18 protein-coding genes are annotated in these 20319 nt (G+C 39.4%); 8 read left to right on the top strand and 10 right to left on the bottom strand.

Annotated features, from left to right (window positions below; genetic code table 11):
• Window positions 1-34: 34 nt before the first annotated feature.
• From QOL76_RS11935 to QOL76_RS11960, 6 genes are all read right to left on the bottom strand, one after another.
• Window positions 35-766, bottom strand: a complete 732-nt coding sequence (locus QOL76_RS11935; protein WP_283413198.1) for a tetratricopeptide repeat protein — start codon at window positions 764-766, stop codon at window positions 35-37.
• 120 nt (window positions 767-886) lie between these two features.
• Window positions 887-1984, bottom strand: coding sequence for a bifunctional histidinol-phosphatase/imidazoleglycerol-phosphate dehydratase HisB (hisB, locus tag QOL76_RS11940; RefSeq protein ID WP_283413199.1), 1098 nt, complete (start codon window positions 1982-1984; stop codon window positions 887-889).
• A gap of 3 nt (window positions 1985-1987) precedes the next feature.
• Window positions 1988-3055, bottom strand: coding sequence for a histidinol-phosphate transaminase (gene hisC / locus QOL76_RS11945; RefSeq protein ID WP_283413200.1), 1068 nt, complete (start codon window positions 3053-3055; stop codon window positions 1988-1990).
• Window positions 3052-4347, bottom strand: coding sequence for a histidinol dehydrogenase (hisD, locus tag QOL76_RS11950; RefSeq protein WP_283413201.1), 1296 nt, complete (start codon window positions 4345-4347; stop codon window positions 3052-3054). Before hisD ends, hisC begins: the two co-directional genes overlap by 4 nt.
• 40 nt (window positions 4348-4387) lie before the next feature.
• Complete coding sequence (gene hisG / locus QOL76_RS11955; RefSeq protein ID WP_283413202.1) at window positions 4388-5248, bottom strand: ATP phosphoribosyltransferase; 861 nt, start codon at window positions 5246-5248, stop codon at window positions 4388-4390.
• 282 nt (window positions 5249-5530) lie between these two features.
• Entirely contained in the window at window positions 5531-6625 is a 1095-nt protein-coding gene (locus tag QOL76_RS11960) for a hypothetical protein (RefSeq protein WP_283413203.1), read from the bottom strand.
• A 478-nt stretch (window positions 6626-7103) separates the two neighbouring features.
• On the opposite strand from QOL76_RS11960, the gene QOL76_RS11965 reads away from it, so the two are divergent.
• Window positions 7104-7691: a copper resistance protein CopC gene (locus QOL76_RS11965; protein WP_283413204.1), complete on the top strand. Its 588-nt coding sequence runs from the start codon at window positions 7104-7106 to the stop codon at window positions 7689-7691.
• A gap of 268 nt (window positions 7692-7959) precedes the next feature.
• On the opposite strand, the gene QOL76_RS11970 is transcribed toward QOL76_RS11965, so the two are convergent.
• The 3 genes from QOL76_RS11970 to QOL76_RS11980 form a co-directional block, all read right to left on the bottom strand.
• A complete protein-coding gene (locus QOL76_RS11970; RefSeq protein WP_283413460.1) occupies window positions 7960-8079 on the bottom strand; it encodes a DUF2306 domain-containing protein in 120 nt (39 codons plus the stop codon).
• Window positions 8080-8454: 375 nt separating this feature from the next.
• Complete coding sequence (nudK, locus tag QOL76_RS11975; protein ID WP_283413205.1) at window positions 8455-9033, bottom strand: GDP-mannose pyrophosphatase NudK; 579 nt, start codon at window positions 9031-9033, stop codon at window positions 8455-8457.
• Window positions 9034-9110: 77 nt separating this feature from the next.
• Complete coding sequence (locus QOL76_RS11980) at window positions 9111-10217, bottom strand: alanine racemase (protein ID WP_283413206.1); 1107 nt, start codon at window positions 10215-10217, stop codon at window positions 9111-9113.
• A 615-nt stretch (window positions 10218-10832) separates the two neighbouring features.
• Between QOL76_RS11980 and alaS the strand changes: the two genes are divergently transcribed.
• Genes alaS through QOL76_RS11995 form a run of 3 tightly spaced genes read left to right on the top strand, consistent with a single transcriptional unit; the run spans window position 10833 to window position 16052 of the window.
• Complete coding sequence (gene alaS, locus QOL76_RS11985; RefSeq protein WP_283413207.1) at window positions 10833-13457, top strand: alanine--tRNA ligase; 2625 nt, start codon at window positions 10833-10835, stop codon at window positions 13455-13457.
• Window positions 13458-13478: 21 nt separating this feature from the next.
• On the top strand, window positions 13479-14939 hold the full coding sequence (gene gatB / locus QOL76_RS11990; protein ID WP_283413208.1) for an Asp-tRNA(Asn)/Glu-tRNA(Gln) amidotransferase subunit GatB: 1461 nt from the start codon (window positions 13479-13481) through the stop codon (window positions 14937-14939).
• 15 nt (window positions 14940-14954) lie between these two features.
• Entirely contained in the window at window positions 14955-16052 is a 1098-nt protein-coding gene (locus tag QOL76_RS11995) for a redoxin domain-containing protein (protein ID WP_346771407.1), read from the top strand.
• A gap of 285 nt (window positions 16053-16337) precedes the next feature.
• Here the strand turns inward: QOL76_RS11995 and proC are convergent, their stop codons facing one another.
• Window positions 16338-17138, bottom strand: a complete 801-nt coding sequence (proC, locus tag QOL76_RS12000; RefSeq protein WP_283413209.1) for a pyrroline-5-carboxylate reductase — start codon at window positions 17136-17138, stop codon at window positions 16338-16340.
• A 183-nt stretch (window positions 17139-17321) separates the two neighbouring features.
• Between proC and QOL76_RS12005 the strand changes: the two genes are divergently transcribed.
• The 4 genes from QOL76_RS12005 (at window position 17322) to QOL76_RS12020 (ending at window position 20317) form a co-directional block, all read left to right on the top strand.
• Window positions 17322-17738, top strand: a complete 417-nt coding sequence (locus QOL76_RS12005; RefSeq protein WP_283413210.1) for a hypothetical protein — start codon at window positions 17322-17324, stop codon at window positions 17736-17738.
• A 43-nt stretch (window positions 17739-17781) separates the two neighbouring features.
• Entirely contained in the window at window positions 17782-17982 is a 201-nt protein-coding gene (locus tag QOL76_RS12010; protein WP_283413211.1) for a helix-turn-helix transcriptional regulator, read from the top strand.
• A gap of 134 nt (window positions 17983-18116) precedes the next feature.
• A complete protein-coding gene (locus QOL76_RS12015; protein ID WP_283413212.1) occupies window positions 18117-19061 on the top strand; it encodes a hypothetical protein in 945 nt (314 codons plus the stop codon).
• An 89-nt stretch (window positions 19062-19150) separates the two neighbouring features.
• On the top strand, window positions 19151-20317 hold the full coding sequence (locus QOL76_RS12020) for a glycosyltransferase family 4 protein (RefSeq protein ID WP_283413213.1): 1167 nt from the start codon (window positions 19151-19153) through the stop codon (window positions 20315-20317).
• Window positions 20318-20319: the final 2 nt, after the last annotated feature.

The raw sequence follows: 20319 nt of genomic DNA on the forward strand, positions 1-20319 counted from the left end.
AGCTTTGAAGTTTTAAGATTTCTTTATTTCGAGATTAATTAGCTGCTGCCAAGCCTAAATAATTTAAGCATTGTTGCTTTTTTGCCAAAGCTTCCGTGTGCTTAGGGTTTTGCGCCAGCACAGCATCAAAATCCTCTAAAGCCCATTTTAAAAAACCTGCATTCATATAGGCAAACCCACGATTGTAGCGGCCTACCATGTTATTTGGTTCTCTGCTGACATAAGAATTAAAGGAAGCTGCGCATCCCAAGGCATCTCCCTGATAAGCTAGAGCCATTCCTGTGTAGTAATAAACCTGGGCATAATCAGGATTCAAATCTGTTGCTTTTCTTAGAAACTCCTCAGCTTTTTTGAACTTACCATTCATTAACATCGTCCGACCAAGGAGATACATAATGTCAAAATCTTCGGGATTTAATGTAGCAGCTCGAAGAATCATGGATTCTGCATTTTCATAATCCTTTTGCTCAAAAAGTAGTTTAGCCAAACCTCCATACCCGTGGGCATATTCCTTATCTATGGATATGATTCGCTCGTAGTCTGATTTGGACTTTTCTATTTCTCCCAGCTCTTCGTAGCACCTCGCACGAATATGCAATGCTTTTATATCAGTGACGTTAAAAAAAAGGTATGAATTCAAATGTGAAATTGCCTCCTCATATTGCCCATTATTGAATTGTTGCTCAGCCTTTTGAAGACTACTGGAGCAAGAGCTGCCTATAATTAGTATTAAAAGGATAGGTAAGGTACGTAAAAGTCGTTTCATGACTAAATGAACAAAAAAATAGGGATTAGGAAAAACTTTCTATGTGAAATTTTCCTAATCCCTACGAAATTTTCAGAAATAACCCTTTCGCATGTAGAAAAGACTATACTCTGCTGGTTATTAAAGAACTCCCTTCGTACTTGGAAGTTGGTTGATATTTCTACGATCACGCATTACAGCCATTTTTATAGCTCTCGCAAAAGCCTTAAAAATCGCCTCTATTTTATGATGTTCATTATCTCCTTCTGCTTTTATATTCAGATTGCACTTGGCAGTGTCAGAAAAGGACTTGAAGAAATGGAAAAACATCTCTGTAGGCATGTCGCCCACCTTCTCACGCTTGAACTCAGCATCCCACATCATCCAAGGCCTTCCGCCAAAGTCAATTGCTGCCTGTGCCAGTACATCATCCATAGGAAGTAGAAACCCGTATCGATAGATTCCTTTTTTATCTCCAAGAGCTTTTAAATAAGCTTCTCCAAGCGCTAATCCTGTATCTTCTATTGTATGATGCTCGTCAATATGTAGGTCACCATTTACTTTAATCTCTAGATCTGTGCTTCCATGTTTGCCTAGTTGCTCAAGCATGTGATCAAAGAAATGCAAGCCAGTTTTGATATCACAGTGGCCGTTGCCATCTAGATTTAGCTTGATATAAATATCAGTTTCTGAAGTTTTACGGATTACCTCGGCTGATCTAGGAGGCATTTTCAAAAACTCATAAATCTCATCCCAGTTCGTTGTGCTCAACGCTGCATTTTCTACTTTTTTTCCAATGAAAATCGCCTTGGCTCCAAGATTCTCGGCAAGCTTCACATCTGTAAGTCTATCTCCGATTACATAGGAGTTAGCCAAGTCATATTCATCAGAAAAATATGCTGTCAGAAGACCAGTGTTTGGCTTTCGGGTTGGTGCATTTTCACTTTCAAAAGTCTTGTCGACGTGTATTGCTTGGAAGAATACATTCTCTTGTTCCAGCGTTTTTAGCATTTTAAATTGTGCTGGCCAAAAGGTGTTTTCAGGAAATGAATCGGTTCCTAACCCATCCTGATTGGTAACCATGACCAATTCATAATCAGTCTCTTCAGCAATTTTGCGAAGGTTAGAAATCGCCTTCGGCAAAAACTCTAACTTTTCTAAGCTATCTACTTGAAAATCAGTTGGTGGTTCTTTGATGATGGTTCCATCACGATCTATAAAAAGGACTTTCTTTTTCATGGTTTACAGGTTATAGCTTTCTTCATAGATTTTTTTCAAAGCATTTATAAAGGCTTCATTCTCGGCTCTAGTTCCCACAGAGATTCGAAGGCATTCCTCGCAAAGCTGTACTTTTGATCTATTCCTGACAATGATTTTTTCTTCAATCAAATCGTCGTACACATGGCTAGCATTAGGTATTTGTACCAAAAGGAAGTTGGCATGTGAAGGATGGATTTTTTGCACAAAATCCAGTTTGCTCATTTCTTTTTTAAGGAAATCACGTTCCTGAAGTATATCGGCAATCATAGAATTGACCTTATCTACTTTTTGTATTGCAGCCAAGACAGTCTCCTGAGTCAATCCAGAGATATTATAAGGTGGCTTAATACGATTTAGAATTTTGATCATTTTTTTACTGGCAAAAGCCATCCCAAGTCGTAGAGAAGCGAGTCCCCAGGCTTTTGAGAAAGTTTGCATTACCAGGAGATTTCCGAATTCTTCCATGTGGGTAGTAAAGCTTGGCTCATCACTGAAGTCAATATAAGCTTCATCCACAACGACCAAGCCTCTGAATTCGCGAAGCAACCTTAGTATATCTTCACGGTGTACCTTATTTCCACTTGGGTTATTCGGTGAGCAGACGAAGATAATCTTGGTATTTTCGTCGACTGCTTTCAAAATCAAATCCGGCTGAAGCTGGAAATCTGGAGTCAATGGGATTTTGCGTGTTTCCACATCATTGATTCCTGCACTCACCTCATACATTCCGTAAGTAGGAGGAAGTAGGATTACATTGTCTTTTCCAGGATTGCAAAATGCTCTAAATAGCAAGTCTATCGCCTCATCAGAGCCATTTCCTAAGAAGATTTGGGATGCTTTCACCTTCTTGATTTTGGCGATTTCATCCTTTAGTTCCAACTGATAGGGATCAGGATAGCGATTATAATCTGCATCTGTCACTGATCCGTATGGGTTTTCATTTGCATCCAAAAATATGCCCTCTTTGCCGGTATATTCATCACGAGCGGAGGTATATGGAAGAAGGTTTACGATGTGAGGTCTAAGTAATGGGGTTAAGTCAAACTTCATTTCTTCTGTTTTTTAAGATGTTTGAGTCTTATTGATACGGCATTTTTGTGTGCCTCTAGTAATTCATTTTCTGCCATTATTTCAATGGTAGGTCCTATGTTTTTCAATCCTTCAGGAGAGATTTTTTGATAGGTGATTTTCTTCACAAAGCTATCCAGAGATACGCCACTATAATTTCTTGCATAGCCGTAAGTCGGCAATGTATGATTTGTACCGGATGCATAATCCCCGGCTGATTCCGGTGTGTAGTTTCCAATGAAAACAGATCCTGCATTATAAACGGCATTGACTGCTTCATCTTCCTGCGCAACACTTATAATCAAATGCTCTGGTGCGTAGAAATTTATAAGTTCCATAGCTTTTTCTGGGCTGTCAATAATCACAGCTCTGGAATTTGCAAGAGCTTTTTTAGCAATATCCTTCCTCGGTAGCTCTTCCAGTTGCTCATCTATTTCTTTGATGACTCGCTTCGCAAATTTCTCAGTATCAGTCACCAAAATAACCTGGCTATCCACGCCATGCTCTGCCTGTGAAAGTAAATCTGCAGCTACAAAGGCTGGATTTGCTGATTCATCTGCATAAACCAAAACTTCTGAAGGCCCAGCAGGCATGTCTATAGCAACTCCATACTTGGTAGCTATTTGCTTTGCAGCAGTTACAAACTGGTTTCCAGGGCCAAAAATTTTGTCCACTTTGGGTACGCTTTCAGTTCCAAAAGTCATTGCAGCAATCGCCTGAGCTCCGCCTACTTTTACGATTTTGGTGATACCAATTAGCGAAGCAGTGTAGAGTATTGCAGGATGGATTTTCCCCTCTTTGCTCGGAGGTGAGCAAAGCACAATTTCCTTGCATCCTGCCAAGATCGCGGGAATTCCAAGCATTAATACCGTACTGAAAAGAGGTGCCGTTCCTCCTGGGATATACAAACCAACTTTTTGGATAGGTACACTTTTCCTAATACAAACAACTCCAGGCATCACCTCATCCACCAACTCTGGCGTAGCCTGGGCCCTATGAAATCGCTCAATATTAGCTTTAGCAACGTTTATAGCTTCTTTTAAAGAAGGAGATAATGCAGCCGAAGCTGCTTGAATTTCTATTTCCGAAGGGAAAAGAGATTCTAATTCTACATGATCGTATTCCATAGCGAACTTGAAAAGGGCTTTGTCGCCATTTCTCTTCACCTTTCTCAGAATAGGTTTTACGATCTTATTGATCTGCTTGGTTTTGAACGTTGGTCGAGCCAACTGCTTTTTCCAAGTGCCTTGATTAGGATTATGCAGGATATTCATTTGATTTCTGGGCTAGGGTTATACAAATAGCTTTGCAGAATTAAAGAATCATCTTTTCTATAGGAACGACTAGTATTCCTTCTGCACCGGCAGCTCTGAGTTCTTCGATATTTTCCCAGAATTGATCTTCATTCAATACTGAGTGCACAGATGACCAGCCTTCTTGAGCAAGTGGCAATATCGTAGGGCTACGCATACCAGGAATCAAGCTTATAATTCGCTCAATGGATTCATTTGGTGCGTTTAGTAGCACGTATTTGCTGCTTTTCCCTTTCTGAACCGCATTGATTCTAAAGAGTAATTTTTCCGCGATCTCCTTTTTCCAATCTGGCAAATCGTTATTTGCGATCAGGACAGCCTCGGATTTGAAGATCTCTTCTACTTCTTTCAGCCCGTTCATCATCAGTGTGGAGCCAGAGCTGACTATATCGCAGATTCCTTCCGCTAATCCTATGCTTGGAGCGATCTCAACCGAACCTGAAATTTCGTGAATGTCTGCGTTGATATTTTGGCTTTTAAGGTAATCTCCAAGGATTTTTGGGTAGGATGTAGCAATGTTTTTTCCTTCGAAAAACTCTACTCCGTTATATTCCTGACCTTTTGCTACAGCAAGGGAAAGTCGGCACTTAGAGAATCCTAAAGCCTTCATTGTAGTGACATTCTTGTCTTTCTCTACCACCTCATTCTGACCTACAATACCTAAGTCAGCTACTCCATCAGCTACATAGCCTGGAATATCGTCGTCACGAAGAAACAAGAATTCGATTGGGAAATTGGTGGAAGTGGACTTGAGTTTGCCCGTTCCATTATAAAATTTGATGCCACATTCTTTGATGAGGCTGAGTGAATCGTCAGATAGTCTGCCGCTTTTCTGCACGGCAATACGGATAATTTTTTCCATGTTGGCAAGTTACGCTATGAAATAAAAGATTGTAAGTAAATAATGGTGAAAAGCGGAATCCCTATCATCGGCTTCACCGTGTGTGTAAAAATATTCCTCAGGAGGAATGATGGAAATGATGCATCAAGTTGCCTTGATGTGCAGTCGCTAAAAAATCAATATTTCTATTGCTGTTTTCCATTATCGTTGGCAAAGATAGGAGGTGAATGAGAAAATGCAAATTGAGATGAGTTTTTTTGAAAGTTTGTTGATTACCCAAAACTGATAAGCTAACCACATACTTTAGTTATTTGTTTCCAATAAGTGATCTAGCTTTTCCCAATTTCCAGTCAGCGACTCTTTAATTATCTGGTTCCATCTAGCCTGTACATCTCTGTTTAAACCATTTCGGGTTTGGCCATCATACAATTCCTGAAGCTTATTCATCTCTCGATAGGCGTCCAAATAGATGTCATTGAGTGTTGCTTCAAAGAAGGCCGGTTCCAAATCTGCGTTATTTAATGCGTAGATCATTCGGTCGGCAGCAATTCTGGTCAGGTCAAAATGCTTCTGCTCATGATTGTTTGCGTAGTCATCTGCATTCTTCACCCAAGACTGATCTGGTAGCATATATACTTTTATGAAAATTGTCTGGATGATTTCCCCAGCTACTATTTCTGCGTTTCCTTCGATTGACAAGCTGCTAAAAATGGTTGCATTGAAGGAGCTTGTAGGGTCTGGAGATTCAGAGAAATCGTCCCATGTCAAAGGCCTTTCTGGATCATAATAGACAGTGTCCTTGGTACTAGGTAGGATAGGGTCAAGAATATTCAACTTTACAGTCTTTGCCAAGGATCTATTGGTAGGCGCTTGGCTGCTAAACCAAGCATCGAAGTATTCCCAACTATTTTCAAATAATTGCTGCACACTTTTTTGCACGTTTGTAGTTTGATTGGCAGGTCTTCCATAGTTAGCTTTTCCATTAAAGTCAACTAAATGAACTGGATTTCCTTCACCTTGGACAAAAAAGCCAAGACTTAGTTGAATCTCTCCTTTATATCCTCGCTGATTAGCTTGGTAGATTTCTTTAAGATCTAAATTGTAAATTTTGACTAGAATATTATATGAAGTATTCTGATCTGATGTGATTCTTGAATTATAAAAAAACTTTGCTTGCTCAGCTAATTTTCCGTCAAAGGTAGCTGTCAGCTTATTCCGCTCTGAATCGTATACCTGTCCTACTGATTTTTGAACTCTTGAATCCATCACTTTACTAAAAATATATTCTTTCCTCTGTCCAATAGTACTGTTAGGAGTGAGCTTCAAAGTCAATTGCTGACCTATTGCTATCCCAATAGAGAGCAGAATATATACTATAGTAAGTGGGAAGATTCTCATGTATGGCGAAAGAAAATAAAATCAGTTGGGATTGATTAATCAGACTAAGCCTAACGAATAGCACTGGTAGCAAGTTTTAGAAAGTAGGTGAAAGTTAGTTCTAAATCTGATCACCTACTTGTATTCATTCGGACAAAGTGTGTTCATAAGCGTACATGTTATTTGTTAGTAGCGTAATCTAATGAACTGTTTTTTCGATTTTTTCAAAATTAAATTTTATTAACAAGTGTAACATGGTGCAACCTCAGAAATGCTGTAATCCGTCTAAAACTGTCCGCTGACATTACAGTCGGTCACAGATGTGATCAGTTTTTATACAGGTTTTGTTAATTATTTGGATTTGTTTCAAAATTTAATTCTGATTATTTGTTATAAAAATTAATATCTAGAATTAATTAAGTCTTTTAGCAAAGATTGTTTTTTGCTTTGGTATGCACTTCGCAATAGGTATAGCACAACACTTCTAAACCAACATATTATGAAAACTTTATTCACAGTAGCACTTGCAAGTACTTTATCTTTTGGCTCATTCGTAGCAAATGCAAGTGAAGATTTGAGAGCTCTTTCTGCAGTAAATTCCAATTACAAAAAAATCAATGTGACGCTCAATGAGGGAGTAGGCAAGGCGAAAATCACTATTTTATCCACGGACGGCAAAGTATTAAATAACAGAAATGTGCGCGTCAAAGGTGAGAATTTGATGGTTCCTTACAATATGGAAAACATGCCAGCTGGAGACTATCAGGTCAAAATCGTTACAGAAGAGGAGGAAGTTACTTACACAGTAGAGACATTTGAGAAACCTACCCCAGATTCAGCATTGCCGCTGATGGCTTCAGGTAAACTTATTGACAATAATACCGTAAGTCTATCAGTGTTTGGGCTAAATGAGCCCGGCGTTGAAGTAGAAATTATTTCTTCCGAAAGCGGTAAAGTGATTTACACAGAGCAAATATCCCAAGAAGAAGGTTTTAAAAAGGATTATTCATTCAGCAAGTTTAATGCGAAGGATGTCCACGTGAGAGTAACAGACTCAAAAGGTCGAAGCAAAACCCTTTATTTCTAAATTAAGCCAACTATTATCAACAGCCCTGATTTATAGATCAGGGCTTTTTTTGAGCTCCTTTTTTCCTCTGATGTTCACAGCAACGGCCATGGATTTTCGCTGATTTTTTTTTGGAGCTAGTATATAAAGTTGATGGCCATGGAATTTAAAGAGAGCAAAATTTAATTACTGTCTGTGCAACTTTCCTTCTCCTAACCATCAAGAAAGCCGCCGCCATATTTGGAACCTGCCACAGGCAAGCGACTATGGGATAGGCTGGGATAAAATCTCATTGATCCACCGTGACTAGGATTGGTAGCCAGATTCTCAGTGTCACTGCGGCGAAGCATGCTGCATAGCTAAAGATCATCCAGTTTTCGTGTGAATCAACATCCAGCTTTTTGGCAATAAGCCATCCTTACCTTTAAGGACAAAGTGAAAAATACCTTCTGAATAAAATTCGAATGTCCGCACTTCCATGGAAAACCTTTCTGTGCCTCCAAGGCTAGTTGCGGTTGTGAAGCATAGTAAATTTCTTCTTTGGATTGAGTAAAATAGCGGGTGATTTCGAGTTGGGCGTAGGTACAGTATGAATAAAGTTTATGAAGTTTTATTCGTTTAGCTAATGCTCACGCAATGTGTAATAACCTTGTATTTGTTTGAGCTTCCCCTTTTCAAAGGGGGTAGGGGAACTTAACTAATTTATGTCTTACTACCTTTTATTTTGATCATTTCCACATTTTTAAAGATTATAGACCTTTAAAATAAGTGACTGATTTTGATTTTAAAGAATGCCCTGTAATCTCAAATGCTGAATCAGCATAATCGTTTTGGCATCTTTGATCTCTCCATTTTTGACCATCTCCAAAGCTTCTTCGAAAGGAATTTCCAACACTTCGATGTTTTCTTCCTCATGATCTACGCCACCACCTTCACTTACTTTCATGTCCTTTGAGTAAGCGGCAATAAAGAAATACAGAATTTCTGTAACTGAACCTGGAGACATGTAGGCTTCAAAGACCTTTTTCACATCGTTGACCACATAGCCAGTTTCCTCCTCAGTCTCTCTTCGAATGCAGTCCTCAGCATTATCCTTGTCTAGAAGCCCAGCACATGCTTCGATCATCATGCCTGTTTTATTGCCATTGCTGTAGGTTGGTAGGCGAAACTGACGGGTAAGAATGACTGATTTCTTTTCCTGATTATATAAGAGAATGGTGGCACCATTTCCTCGATCGTAAGCTTCACGATCCTGAGTGATAACCTCGCCATTTTTCTTGGTGAATTGAAAAGTGATTTTACGAAGTGTATACCAATTGTCTGAGAGCACTTCAGTATTTAAAAGTTTGATGTCTTTAATCATGGTTTAGTCTTGTGCTAAAAACAAACCCAGAGTTATGGTCTGGGTTTAATTGAAAATTTACTGAAAAGTGAAACTAATTACTTTCTCTTTCCTTCCGCATGATCCACTATTTTCCCGTCTAGTGTCAAGTATTCCCCCATGCAGTCAGCAGTCATACAGGAGTGAACAGGAAGGATTCCAAGGATGTCACCAACTTTTACTTTTGCTAGTAATTCGTCGGAAGCTTTGATGATTCCATGTTCCTGAGATATACTTTTAAGGAATGATTTGTTTTCAGGAATAGTCCAACCCTTTTCGTTTAGGTAGACTACTTCTCCAAAGTTCTTCAGGCCATTTTCTCCTACAAGAACATCCTTTGCCAGATGAACTCCGCCACCATGAATTAGAATTTCCTTTCGATCTTTTTTGATATCCACGACTGGAACAGCTAAGCAAACGGCGATGTCTTCCTTGTCGCACCCGCCCAATTCTGCTTGCATCAAGTCATAAAAAACAAAGTTACCAGGCCCCATCTCATCGATATCCCCGAAATCTTCCATCACTGCGCAGCCAGGAGTATCACCAGTTCTGGTGACCAATTTTGGGTATTCTGAATTGTATTTATGTTTTAGCATACTCAGGGCATTGCGGGTTTGCTCATAAAGTGCAGGTATATCAGGCATGTAATAGGAATGACCTGCGTGCAAATAAAAGCCCTTGAAGTTAAGTTTGTCTGACTTCTTGGCGATCAATAAAATCTCCTCGATCAAACCAAAATCACTCACTTCTACGCCTGTTCTACCGTAACCAGCATCAATTTCTATGAAAAAACCAACTGGGTATTCCAATTGATCTACTAGCATTTGGGCAGTAGTTGCATTGATTACCTGAACTGAAATAGATTGCCTTTCAGCTATTTTATTAAGCTTCGGGATCTCAAGAGGATTGAATGGGAAAGCAATGTGGATGTTTACCCATCCTTGCCCTGCGAGGTATTCAGCCATTTGGATGGAAGAAGCAGTCACTTCGGTGATATTATATTCTTTAGCCCAATCGCCAATTTGGTTGGACTGAGCAGTTTTGAAGTGCGGAACAAGCTTCATGTCATGACGTTCAGCCTTATCAGCCATACGTTTGATATTTGCCCGGCAGATTTTTTCGTCAAGAAGTAGCGTAGGGGAGGTTATTTTATCCAGATAGCTCATTCGTTATAATTGAGATTTTAAAAGTTTTATTGAAAGTAAGAAAGATTTACGAAGTGAGAAATAGGATTTATGAGTTTCCAAGGAGATGAACGGGTTTTGCTCGCAGCGACGCAGCGAAAGTTGATTATAAAACTTATGAACAGAATTACAATTTATGGAGATATCAAAGCTGAGAATACCGATTGAATCAGGAGATAGAACATTTTGTTTTTAGCCTATAAGGGCTGCATATACAAGCGATGGCTGAAGCCCATCGTAATATAAAAGCGTAAATGCCTTAGCCCTGAAAGGGTGTGATTTTTAATTGAATTTGGTTCGATATTTCCCAGAAAAGTATTTTTTGCCTTTTTAGGGCAGGTCGTCTTATAAATTTCATGTGTGCCATCGGGGGAAATTTGTTAATTCCTTTTAGTATAAATTCGAAAACCTTCGAGGTTCCGAAAACCCCAAAGGTTAAGAAATATGAAATTGCGCCTTTGCGCCATGGAGAGAGATTTACAAAGAGAGAAATTCTTCCCCCTATGCAGGTAACACCATCAATTCTGCTAATTTTGTCCCCCAATAAAAAAGGCTAAAATTGGCCTAAATAGCATTCTTAATTGCCTCAAAACCTTCATGGAAGCAAAGAAAATACGGAGCACCTTTATTGAGTTTTTCCAAACCAAGCAACATCACTATGTTCCCTCATCACCGATTGTGGTTAAAAATGACCCAACTCTGATGTTTACAAATGCGGGAATGAACCAGTTCAAAGACGCATTTCTAGGTAATGAAATCGCCAAATACTCCCGCGTTGCCAATTCACAGAAATGCCTTCGGGTAAGTGGCAAGCACAATGATCTGGAAGAAGTGGGAGTGGATACTTACCACCACACGATGTTTGAGATGTTGGGCAACTGGTCTTTTGGAGATTACTTCAAAAAGGAAGCGATCGAATGGGCTTGGGAGTTATTGACTGAGGTATATGGACTTAATAAAGACAGATTGTATGTGTCTGTTTTTCAAGGTGATGCAGGTGATAGCCTAGATCTTGATCAGGAAGCCTATGATCTTTGGAAAGCTATAGTTCCTGAGGATCGAATTATAATGGGTTCCAAGAAGGACAACTTCTGGGAAATGGGTGATGTGGGACCCTGCGGTCCTTGCTCTGAAATCCACATTGACTTAAGATCAGACGCTGAGCGCGCTATTATAGCGGGTAAGGATTTGGTAAACAACGATCACGAACAAGTGATCGAGATCTGGAACTTGGTATTCATGCAGTTCAATAGAGTTTCTGATGGATCTTTGAAACCTTTACCGGCTACTCATGTAGATACAGGAATGGGTTTTGAGCGTTTGGTGAGAGCTATTCAACACAAATCTTCCAATTACGATACCGATCTATTTGCTCCGTTCTTGGCTGCTTTGGCTAAGAAGTCAGGCAAAGTTTATGGTGAGGACTTGCCTACTGATATTGCATTCCGAGTGATCGTGGATCACATTCGTGCGATTTCATTTACAATCGCTGATGGGCAATTGCCTTCCAATAATAAGGCAGGCTATGTGATACGTAGAATTCTGAGAAGAGCGGTTCGTTATGGGTATACTTTCTTAGGTTTCCATGAACCGTTTTTATATGAGTTGACAAGTCTGATCGCTGATAATTTTGGAGATATTTTCCCAGAGGTAAGACAGCAGCAGGAGTTTATAGCGAAGGTGATTTTCGAAGAGGAGACTTCATTCCTCCGAACCTTGGATAATGGTTTGAAAATGCTCGATCAGATTAAAATTGAATTGTCTGAGAAAGGTGAAAATGTAATTCCGGGGAAAACCGCCTTTGAGCTTTATGATACCTTCGGTTTTCCGCTTGATTTGACTTCATTGATTGCACGTGAAAGCGGACTTTCTCTTGATGAAAAAGGCTTTGCGCAGGAAATGGAAGCGCAGAAAACGCGTTCGCGTGCCGCATCTGAATCCGAAACTGGTGATTGGGTAATCGTGAATGAAGACAATGGAGTTGAATTTGTAGGCTACGATTTTCTTAAAGCTCATGCGCAGATTATCAAGTACCGCGTGATTTCTGATAAAAAAGGAGATAAATACCAACTTGTACTGGATAAAACTCCATTCTATGCGGAATCTGGTGGACAGGTAGGGGATACAGGTTTGTTGATTTCTGATACTGAAACAGTTAAAGTAATTGACACCAAAAAAGAGAACGACTTAATCGTTCATTTTGTGGAAAAGCTCCCTGCAAATCCCGAAGCAAAGTTCGGGGCAGAAGTGGATGCTGAAAAGCGTTTTCTAACAGAAAATAATCACACAGCTACTCATTTGCTTCAGTCAGCGTTGAAAGAAGTTCTTGGAGACCACATTCAGCAGCGTGGTTCTTTAGTAAATCAAAACTTACTACGTTTTGATTTTTCCCATTTCAGTAAATTGACTGAAGAGGAGATTTCTAAGGTAGAGGATATTGTGAATGAGAAAATCCGAGAAAATATTCCGCTTTCAGAACAAAGAAATGTCCCAATTGAAGAAGCTAAAAAGCAAGGTGCTACAGCGCTTTTTGGGGAGAAATATGGTGATTTCGTACGTGTGGTTACCTTCGACAAGGATTTCTCTGTGGAACTTTGTGGAGGAACTCACGTACCTCAGACAAGTAAAATTGGATTATTCAAGATCGTTTCTGAAGCTTCCAGTGCTTCTGGTGTTCGTAGGATTGAAGCGATCACTGCAAAAGCAGCTGTAGACTATTTCCGAAAGCAGGAACATTTGGTAAAGGAAATTCAAGAGCTGCTGAAGAATCCTAAAGATCTGACGAAGTCAATCGAGGCTTTACTCCAAGAGCGAAATGACTTGAAGAAAGAGATTGATGCGTTGCATTTAGAGAAAGCATCAGGTGTAAAAGTAGAATTGCTTAAGCAATTTGTAGCCAATGAAGGTATCAATACTTTGATTGCTCAGGTGGAACTGCCAAATGCGGATTCATTGAAAAAGCTAGCTTATGAGCTGAAGAATGAGATCGCGAATGCTTTTGTGATCTTGGCAGCCAAAGTAGATGATAAACCGCAAATTGCTGTAATCATAGATGAGGACTTGATTGCAAGGAAAAATTTAAATGCTGGTCAAATTGTCAGAGAATTGGCAAAAGAAATACAAGGGGGAGGTGGAGGACAAGCGTTTTTTGCCACTGCAGGAGGAAAAAACCTCGCAGGGCTAGAAAATGTAGTGGTGAAAGCCAGAGAGTTGTACCTTTAAAAACACTGAAAAAACGCGCGAATGCTAAGCGAAGAATTAAGGAATAAATATCAGTTGATCATCGGTTTGGAGGTGCATGCGCAGCTTTTGACTGAGAGTAAAATGTTTGCAGCTGATGCTAACGAGTATGGGAAATCACCAAATACACAGATTTCTGCAATTACCCTTGGGCATCCTGGTACTTTACCCAAGGTGAATAGAAAGGCGATAGCCTTTGCCATCAAGATGGGATTGGCTTGTAATTCTGAAATTACTCGACACAACGTGTTCGCACGGAAAAATTACTTTTATCCAGATCTTCCAAAAGGATACCAGTTGACGCAGGACAAAGGTCCAATCTGCTTAGGAGGTACTGTACCGATTCAATTGGCGGATGGCCGCAAAAAGGAAGTAATTCTGAATCGTGTTCATATGGAGGAAGATGCAGGTAAATCTATTCACTTAGCTGAGGAAACTGATACTTTGGTAGATTTTAACCGAGCTGGCACTCCATTGATTGAAATCGTCACTGAGCCTGATTTGCACAGTCCAGAGGAAGCTTATGCGTTCTTGACTGAGGTGAAGAAATTGGTAAAATACCTTGATATCTGTGATGGAAATATGGAAGAAGGATCGCTTCGCTGTGATGCCAACGTGTCCGTGATGCTGAAAGGCTCAAAAGAGCTAGGCAAAAAAGTAGAAGTGAAAAATATGAATTCCTTCAGGAATGTGTTTCGTGCGATCGAGCATGAGCATGAGCGATTGATAGGTTTGATTGAAGCAGGAGAAGAAGTTGTTTCTGAAACGCGAACCTTCGATGCAACTACGGGGCTAACTGCTAGTATGCGTACCAAGGAAGATTTGAATGACTATCGGTATTTCCCAGAGCCAGATTTGAGTCCTGTGGTAGTGTCAGACGAGTGGTTGAATGCAGTGAAAGCCACTATGCCTGTTTTGCCGAGAGATCTTCACAAAAAGTTTGTGGAAGAGTTTGGTTTACCAGATTACGATGCTAGCTTTTTGACCGAGTCTAAAGACGTTGCTTTGTGGTTTAATGAACTTTGCACTAAAACTACTAATTACAAAGCTGCGTCTAATTGGATGATGGGGCCAGTGAAATTGTCGCTTGGTGAGCAATCGTTATCAAAAGAGACTTATCCTATTACCCATGAGACTTTGGCTGCTTTGATTACTCTAGTGGAGGAAGGTAAAGTAAGCTACACGGCAGCTGCACAGCATGTTTTTCCCGAGTTGCTGAAGAACACAGGTGAGAATCCAATGGAGATAGCACAGCGATTGAACTTGATTCAGGAAAGCGATGAATCTTCACTGAAACCAATTGTAGAACAGGTGCTGGCTGCCAATGCGGCGAAAGTAAAAGAATATAAATCAGGTAAAAAAGGCTTGATGGGTTTATTCATGGGACAGGTGATGAAGGAGTCTCAAGGAAAAGCTGACCCAAAAGTTGCTACAAAACTATTAACAGAATTATTACAGAATTAACCCATGATGAACAAAATGAACGCAATAGTATTTCTACTACTCTTATCTTTTTTCTCTTGTGAGGAAAAGCAAGTAAATGATGGGAAAGTAGAAATCACAGGGAACCTTGAGAACTCCAGGGTTGGTGCGGTAATACTTTCGCAGTTTACAGATAGTCGCCCTAAAGTTTTGGATACGCTGGAGGTAGATGACAAAGGCAATTTCAGCTATGAAGTGGAAGTCAATACTCCAACTTTTTACGAGTTGAATATGTATGGAGAAAAATCTATTCGTCTAGCTCTCTTCAAAGAGGATGTGAATATTTCTTATGATTTTGCTAACCCTGAAAGTTTAGTAATAAAGGGCTCCAAAGATTCACAAGAAATGCTGAAAATCGAAAAGTTGATGGAGGCATATCAAGCCAAGGTCAATGCCCTCAACGAGGCTTATTATAAAGCAATGGGCGAAAACAATACCGAAGAGATTAAACAAATTCAGACTGATGCAATGGCATTGGAAAGTAACCAGTCTACAGAAGTAAAGAATGTGATCAATAGTATGGGGGATAGTTTTGCATCACTGGCGGCTATCGGTCTGTTGAATCCTAAAAATGAATTTCAGTTTATGGATAGTCTGGTTGCAAAACTTGACGAAACATACCCAGAGACTAAGTCAATTATTCAGATAAAGCAGCAATTGGATGAGATGAGAGCACTTTCAATGGGACAAATAGCTCCTGAAATTGAGTTGCCTAATCCTGAAGGAGAAATTATCAAACTTTCTGACCTAAGAGGTAAGTATGTCATGATTGATTTCTGGGCTGCTTGGTGCAAGCCTTGCCGTGAAGAAAACCCAAATGTAGTGAGGCTTTACAATGAATATAATGAAAAAGGATTTGAGGTATTTGGAGTGTCTCTAGACCGTACGAAAGAGGCTTGGGTAGATGCTATTGCTGAGGATGGATTGACTTGGACACAAGTTTCCGACTTGCAATATTTCAATTCAGCTGCTGCAGAGCTATACCAGATAAATGCCATTCCAGCTACCTATTTGATCGATCCAGATGGGAAAATAATTGGAAAAGACCTAAGAGGTCCAAGCTTAGAAGCAAAACTAGCAGAGATATTTGACTAGTTCAGTTTGATATAAACCAACAAAAAAGCCTTCTCATTTAAAATGGGAAGGCTTTTTTATTGGGAAATATATGAAAGGAAGGAAGAAAAAGTACCAAACAGTCCTTCCTTTAAAAATCGTGTCATTGAAAAAGGAATAGCAAAAGTTGTTTATCACCCGAGACAAATCTAGTGAAAAGATTCAAAAGAAAAACAATCTTAAAATTATTCTTATTCAATTAAATAGTAATTTTTCCTGATTTTGATTCAATATTCCTTGAATATTACTAATTTATTACCAAATCAATTATTTCGCAATTTTCTCATAACTGGCAATAACACCTCTAACCATTGCAGAACTGAAGCCTTGATGTTCCATTTCATTTAACCCTACTATAGTGCAGCCTTTTGGGGTAGTCACTTTGTCAATAGCGGCCTCTGGATGCATATTTTTTTGAATCATAAGCTCAGCAGCACCTTTTACTGTTTGGTTTACGATTTTGCTGGCAGTCACCGAATCAAACCCAATCTGAATCCCTCCTTGGATCATCGCTCGCATAAATCGTAATACATATGCTATCCCGCAGGCACCCAACACTGTTGCTGCTTCCATCAAGCTTTCGTCAATAGGTATGGTGAATCCTATTCCGTCAAATAATTCAGATACGAGTTTGATTTGATCTGAATCTGCATTTTGAGCACAGATGCAGGTTATTGACTCTTGGATATCTGCAGCGATATTTGGCATAGCCCGAAAGGTGATACTACTAGAGTCTATGACTTGATACATCTCTGCAAGTGTTATTCCTGTGGCCAGAGATATGATGATTTGGTCCTTTGATTTCAATGATGGCTTGATTTCAGCCAGAATAGGAGCGACGTTATACGGTTTCACTCCGAGGATTATTATGTCTGCATTTGCAGCGGCAGAAACGTTATCACTTTGAACGTTTACCCCCAAGACAGCAAAACCACTGAGGCTATCCACATGTCGTTTTGTTAGGGTGAGATTTTTTGGATCAAAATCATCGCGTTTCAAAAGTCCGTTTGCGATAGAAGCTCCTAGGTTGCCACAGCCAATGATGGCTATTTTCATTGTCGAAATCATTGAAAATTTAATTATTGATTGGATTTGTTGCATAAAGGTAAACAATACAGCTGTTTTTATGTGAATTCATAAAATATTATGAAGGTGTGATGATTTAATCCAAAACGCCTTACAAATTTATTAGACAAAATATTTTGTCATATAGTAAAGTTTGTTTTACATTTGGTAAAAATAACTTGTCTTATGAAAGAGAAATCAATTCTACATGTGCCCTTGCTTTCTCCAGTTTGGAAGAAAGTAGCGTTTATGTTTTTTCCGCTTCCTGTTATTCTAGTCATTGGGATGGCGATAGCTAGAATGGATATAAGTCCAGACGAATCTGCTCAAGTGATTTACGGCTGCTGGGCAATTGGCTTTGGGTTGCTGAATCTTTCCAGAGAGAAAGATGAAGATGAGATGATTAAGTCTTTTAGACTTCAGGCATTTCAAACAGGCTCTTATTGGCTGATTTGGGGTATTGCTGCATTAATGCTGATCAATTACCTGCGCTTTGATAGAATTACTTCAGAGATATTCACAGCCTATTTAGTATTGTTCTTGTTGAATGCTTACATCTACGCGGCATTTCAATATCAGAAGTTCATGGCTTCAAAGGATTAATGTGTTGTACTATGTTTGATTACCGAAAGTACTTTTGCCATAAATGAAAAACTCCATAAAAGTCGAGCGAGCAAGGCACAACATGACGCAACAGGATCTGGCGGAAAAAGTCAGTGTATCAAGGCAGACAATCAACAGTATTGAGGCGGGGAAGTATGTGCCTTCCACTGTCTTGGCACTTAAGATATCCAAAATCTTTGGAATTAGACTAGAGGAGATTTTTGAGTTGGAAGAAGGAGATTAAATTAGTTATTACTGTTTTAGGTATGGACAACAACTCAATTGTATCTAAAACTTCGTAAATTTTTAAAAGTTTTGAAAAAACAAAAAGTAGTTTGATTCGAGAAAATAGCTTTCTTGCGGACTATTTTAATGTTTATGAAAAAACAAGTATCGCTATTGATCATTCTCATGGTCATCTCTCAAATCGCCTTTTCTCAAATTAACATGGAGGACTCCACAGTAAGAACGATAGCTTACTGGGAAATAAAAGAGACTAACTCCTACCATATCGCGCTAGAATCATTTGAAATAATAGATAATGACACAAGCAATTGGAATGAAATTTCTTATGTAGTGGATATGGAGATTTTGGATAGTACTGAGAGCAGTTATGAAGTGTCTTGGACGTATCGGGATTTTGTATTGAATCTAGGGGAAAGGGATTCTGCATACCAAAATTTAATGGAAAAGTTGATGACAATTTCGGAAGGTTCATTGGTGAAATTTCGAACAGATGAATATGGAGCTTTTCAAGAGGTGACAAACTGGGAAGATATTAGTGAGTTTTATAGAAAGAGCGGGGATACTCTTAAGTCGATGTTTGGAAATATCCCTCAGATTGATGCAATGGTGGATCAAACCTTCACAATCTATAGAACCAAGAATTCTATTGAAACACAAAGTATCAAGGATGTCTTGCAGTTTCTTAATTTTCACGGGGCTGAATACAAACTTGGAGAGGAACTGTCCGGGATTTTATACTCTCCAAATGTATTAGGAAAGAATAGGTTGGAAACTCAGGTTTATGTCCTTTTGGAGGAGATTTTTCCAGAAGATAATGATTACAGGATAGTATCGTTTTCCGAAGCAAACGCTGAACAATTAACTTCCGAAACCAGATTGGTATTGAAAACAATGATGCCAAAAGCCACGGAGGAAGAATTAAATGGGTTGATGGCTGAAGTTGGTTCACTTTCAAATACTGTAGAAAATGTTTCAGTAATTCATGGTTGGGGTTGGCCTATTTATTCAGAAGAAATAAGAAGTGTTGGCTCTGATCAAAAAATTAAAGTCGAAATCCGAACAATTGAAATTCTATAAGCCTACTTTTTGGAATACCATTTGCATTTTTTCAGGGTTAAAAGACTCAAAAGTCTTACCTTCGTCGTTTTAGATAGAAACCCTTTTTGATGCCTAAACTTATTCGAATAACCACCGTTCCGATTTCTCTCAAACTGCTACTTGCTGGGCAAATGAAGTTTATGAGGGAGCAGGGTTGGGATGTACTGATGGTAAGTGCCGATGGCCGAGAAGTTCCCAAATTAGTCAAGGAGGAAGGGGCGAGGCATGAGGTGATTCCTTTTACCCGTAAAATCACTCCATTCCAAGATTTAAAATGTCTGTGGCAATTGTATCAGTTGATCAAAAAAGAACAACCTGATATTGTGCACACACATACGCCAAAAGCGGGATTATTGGGGATGATTGCTGCGAAATTTGCTGGTGTGAATATAAGAATTCATACGCTGGCGGGAATTCCATACATGGCTGCCGAAGGTGGAAAGAAAAGTCTACTCGAGAAAATGGAGAAAATTACCTATAGTTATGCTTCTCATGTTTGGCCAAATTCTCTTGGCTTAAAAAACTTTGTGATTGAGAATAATCTCTGTTCATCTGAGAAATTGACAGTTATCGGTAAAGGCTCCTCAAATGGTGTGGATTTGGAGAAATTCAACCGTGGAGTTCTGAAAGAAAATCACCTAGTGGCTGCCACCATGCGGATACTTCCTGGCGAAGATGATTTCATCATATTATCGGTTGGTCGATTAGTTAGAGATAAGGGGATTCAGGAATTGGTGGATGCTTTCTTGAGTTCAAAGATTGTGGGTAAGTCCAAACTGGTACTTCTTGGAAGTTTTGAACAGGACCTAAATCCGCTCAGTCCAGAGACTATTAAAATTATAACCGATCACCCTCGGATAGTACAGATAGACTGGTCAGATCATGTAGCTCATTACCTTGCGTTGGCAGATGTGTTGGTTCATCCTTCTCATCGTGAAGGCTTCCCTAATGTGCTTTTAGAAGCTGGAGCGATGGAATTGCCTGTGATTTGCTCTGATATCATTGGCAATACAGACGTGATCACCCAGCAAAAAACAGGTTTAATATTTCCTGTGAAAAACGTAGAGATACTTAAGGAAGCAATGGAATTCGCTTACGTGAAACGGGATAAAATGGCTGAATTGGCGGCTAATCTATATCAGCACGTCTGCGAAAATTATGAAAGGACTCAGGTGCAAAAAGGGATTTTTGCACAATACGAACGTGTATTAAAGCAGGCTAGTAGCGCTGAATAACT

This window comes from Algoriphagus winogradskyi, from assembly GCF_900182815.1.
Taxonomy (GTDB): Bacteria; Bacteroidota; Bacteroidia; order Cytophagales; family Cyclobacteriaceae; genus Algoriphagus; species Algoriphagus winogradskyi.

What these genes read in the sequence shown, in the direction of transcription:
- alaS (WP_283413207.1), top strand. Translation starts at nt 10,833, where the DNA reads ATGGAAGCAAAGAAAATACGGAGCACCTTTATTGAGTTTTTCCAAACC.
- QOL76_RS11965 (WP_283413204.1), top strand. Translation starts at nt 7,104, where the DNA reads ATGAAAACTTTATTCACAGTAGCACTTGCAAGTACTTTATCTTTTGGC.
- QOL76_RS11980 (WP_283413206.1), bottom strand. Translation starts at nt 10,217, where the DNA reads ATGAGCTATCTGGATAAAATAACCTCCCCTACGCTACTTCTTGACGAA.
- QOL76_RS12005 (WP_283413210.1), top strand. Translation starts at nt 17,322, where the DNA reads ATGAAAGAGAAATCAATTCTACATGTGCCCTTGCTTTCTCCAGTTTGG.
- QOL76_RS12020 (WP_283413213.1), top strand. Translation starts at nt 19,151, where the DNA reads ATGCCTAAACTTATTCGAATAACCACCGTTCCGATTTCTCTCAAACTG.
- QOL76_RS11995 (WP_346771407.1), top strand. Translation starts at nt 14,955, where the DNA reads ATGAACGCAATAGTATTTCTACTACTCTTATCTTTTTTCTCTTGTGAG.
- QOL76_RS11935 (WP_283413198.1), bottom strand. Translation starts at nt 766, where the DNA reads ATGAAACGACTTTTACGTACCTTACCTATCCTTTTAATACTAATTATA.
- QOL76_RS12010 (WP_283413211.1), top strand. Translation starts at nt 17,782, where the DNA reads ATGAAAAACTCCATAAAAGTCGAGCGAGCAAGGCACAACATGACGCAA.
- hisB (WP_283413199.1), bottom strand. Translation starts at nt 1,984, where the DNA reads ATGAAAAAGAAAGTCCTTTTTATAGATCGTGATGGAACCATCATCAAA.
- gatB (WP_283413208.1), top strand. Translation starts at nt 13,479, where the DNA reads ATGCTAAGCGAAGAATTAAGGAATAAATATCAGTTGATCATCGGTTTG.
- hisD (WP_283413201.1), bottom strand. Translation starts at nt 4,347, where the DNA reads ATGAATATCCTGCATAATCCTAATCAAGGCACTTGGAAAAAGCAGTTG.
- QOL76_RS11960 (WP_283413203.1), bottom strand. Translation starts at nt 6,625, where the DNA reads ATGAGAATCTTCCCACTTACTATAGTATATATTCTGCTCTCTATTGGG.
- proC (WP_283413209.1), bottom strand. Translation starts at nt 17,138, where the DNA reads ATGATTTCGACAATGAAAATAGCCATCATTGGCTGTGGCAACCTAGGA.
- nudK (WP_283413205.1), bottom strand. Translation starts at nt 9,033, where the DNA reads ATGATTAAAGACATCAAACTTTTAAATACTGAAGTGCTCTCAGACAAT.
- hisG (WP_283413202.1), bottom strand. Translation starts at nt 5,248, where the DNA reads ATGGAAAAAATTATCCGTATTGCCGTGCAGAAAAGCGGCAGACTATCT.
- hisC (WP_283413200.1), bottom strand. Translation starts at nt 3,055, where the DNA reads ATGAAGTTTGACTTAACCCCATTACTTAGACCTCACATCGTAAACCTT.
- QOL76_RS12015 (WP_283413212.1), top strand. Translation starts at nt 18,117, where the DNA reads ATGAAAAAACAAGTATCGCTATTGATCATTCTCATGGTCATCTCTCAA.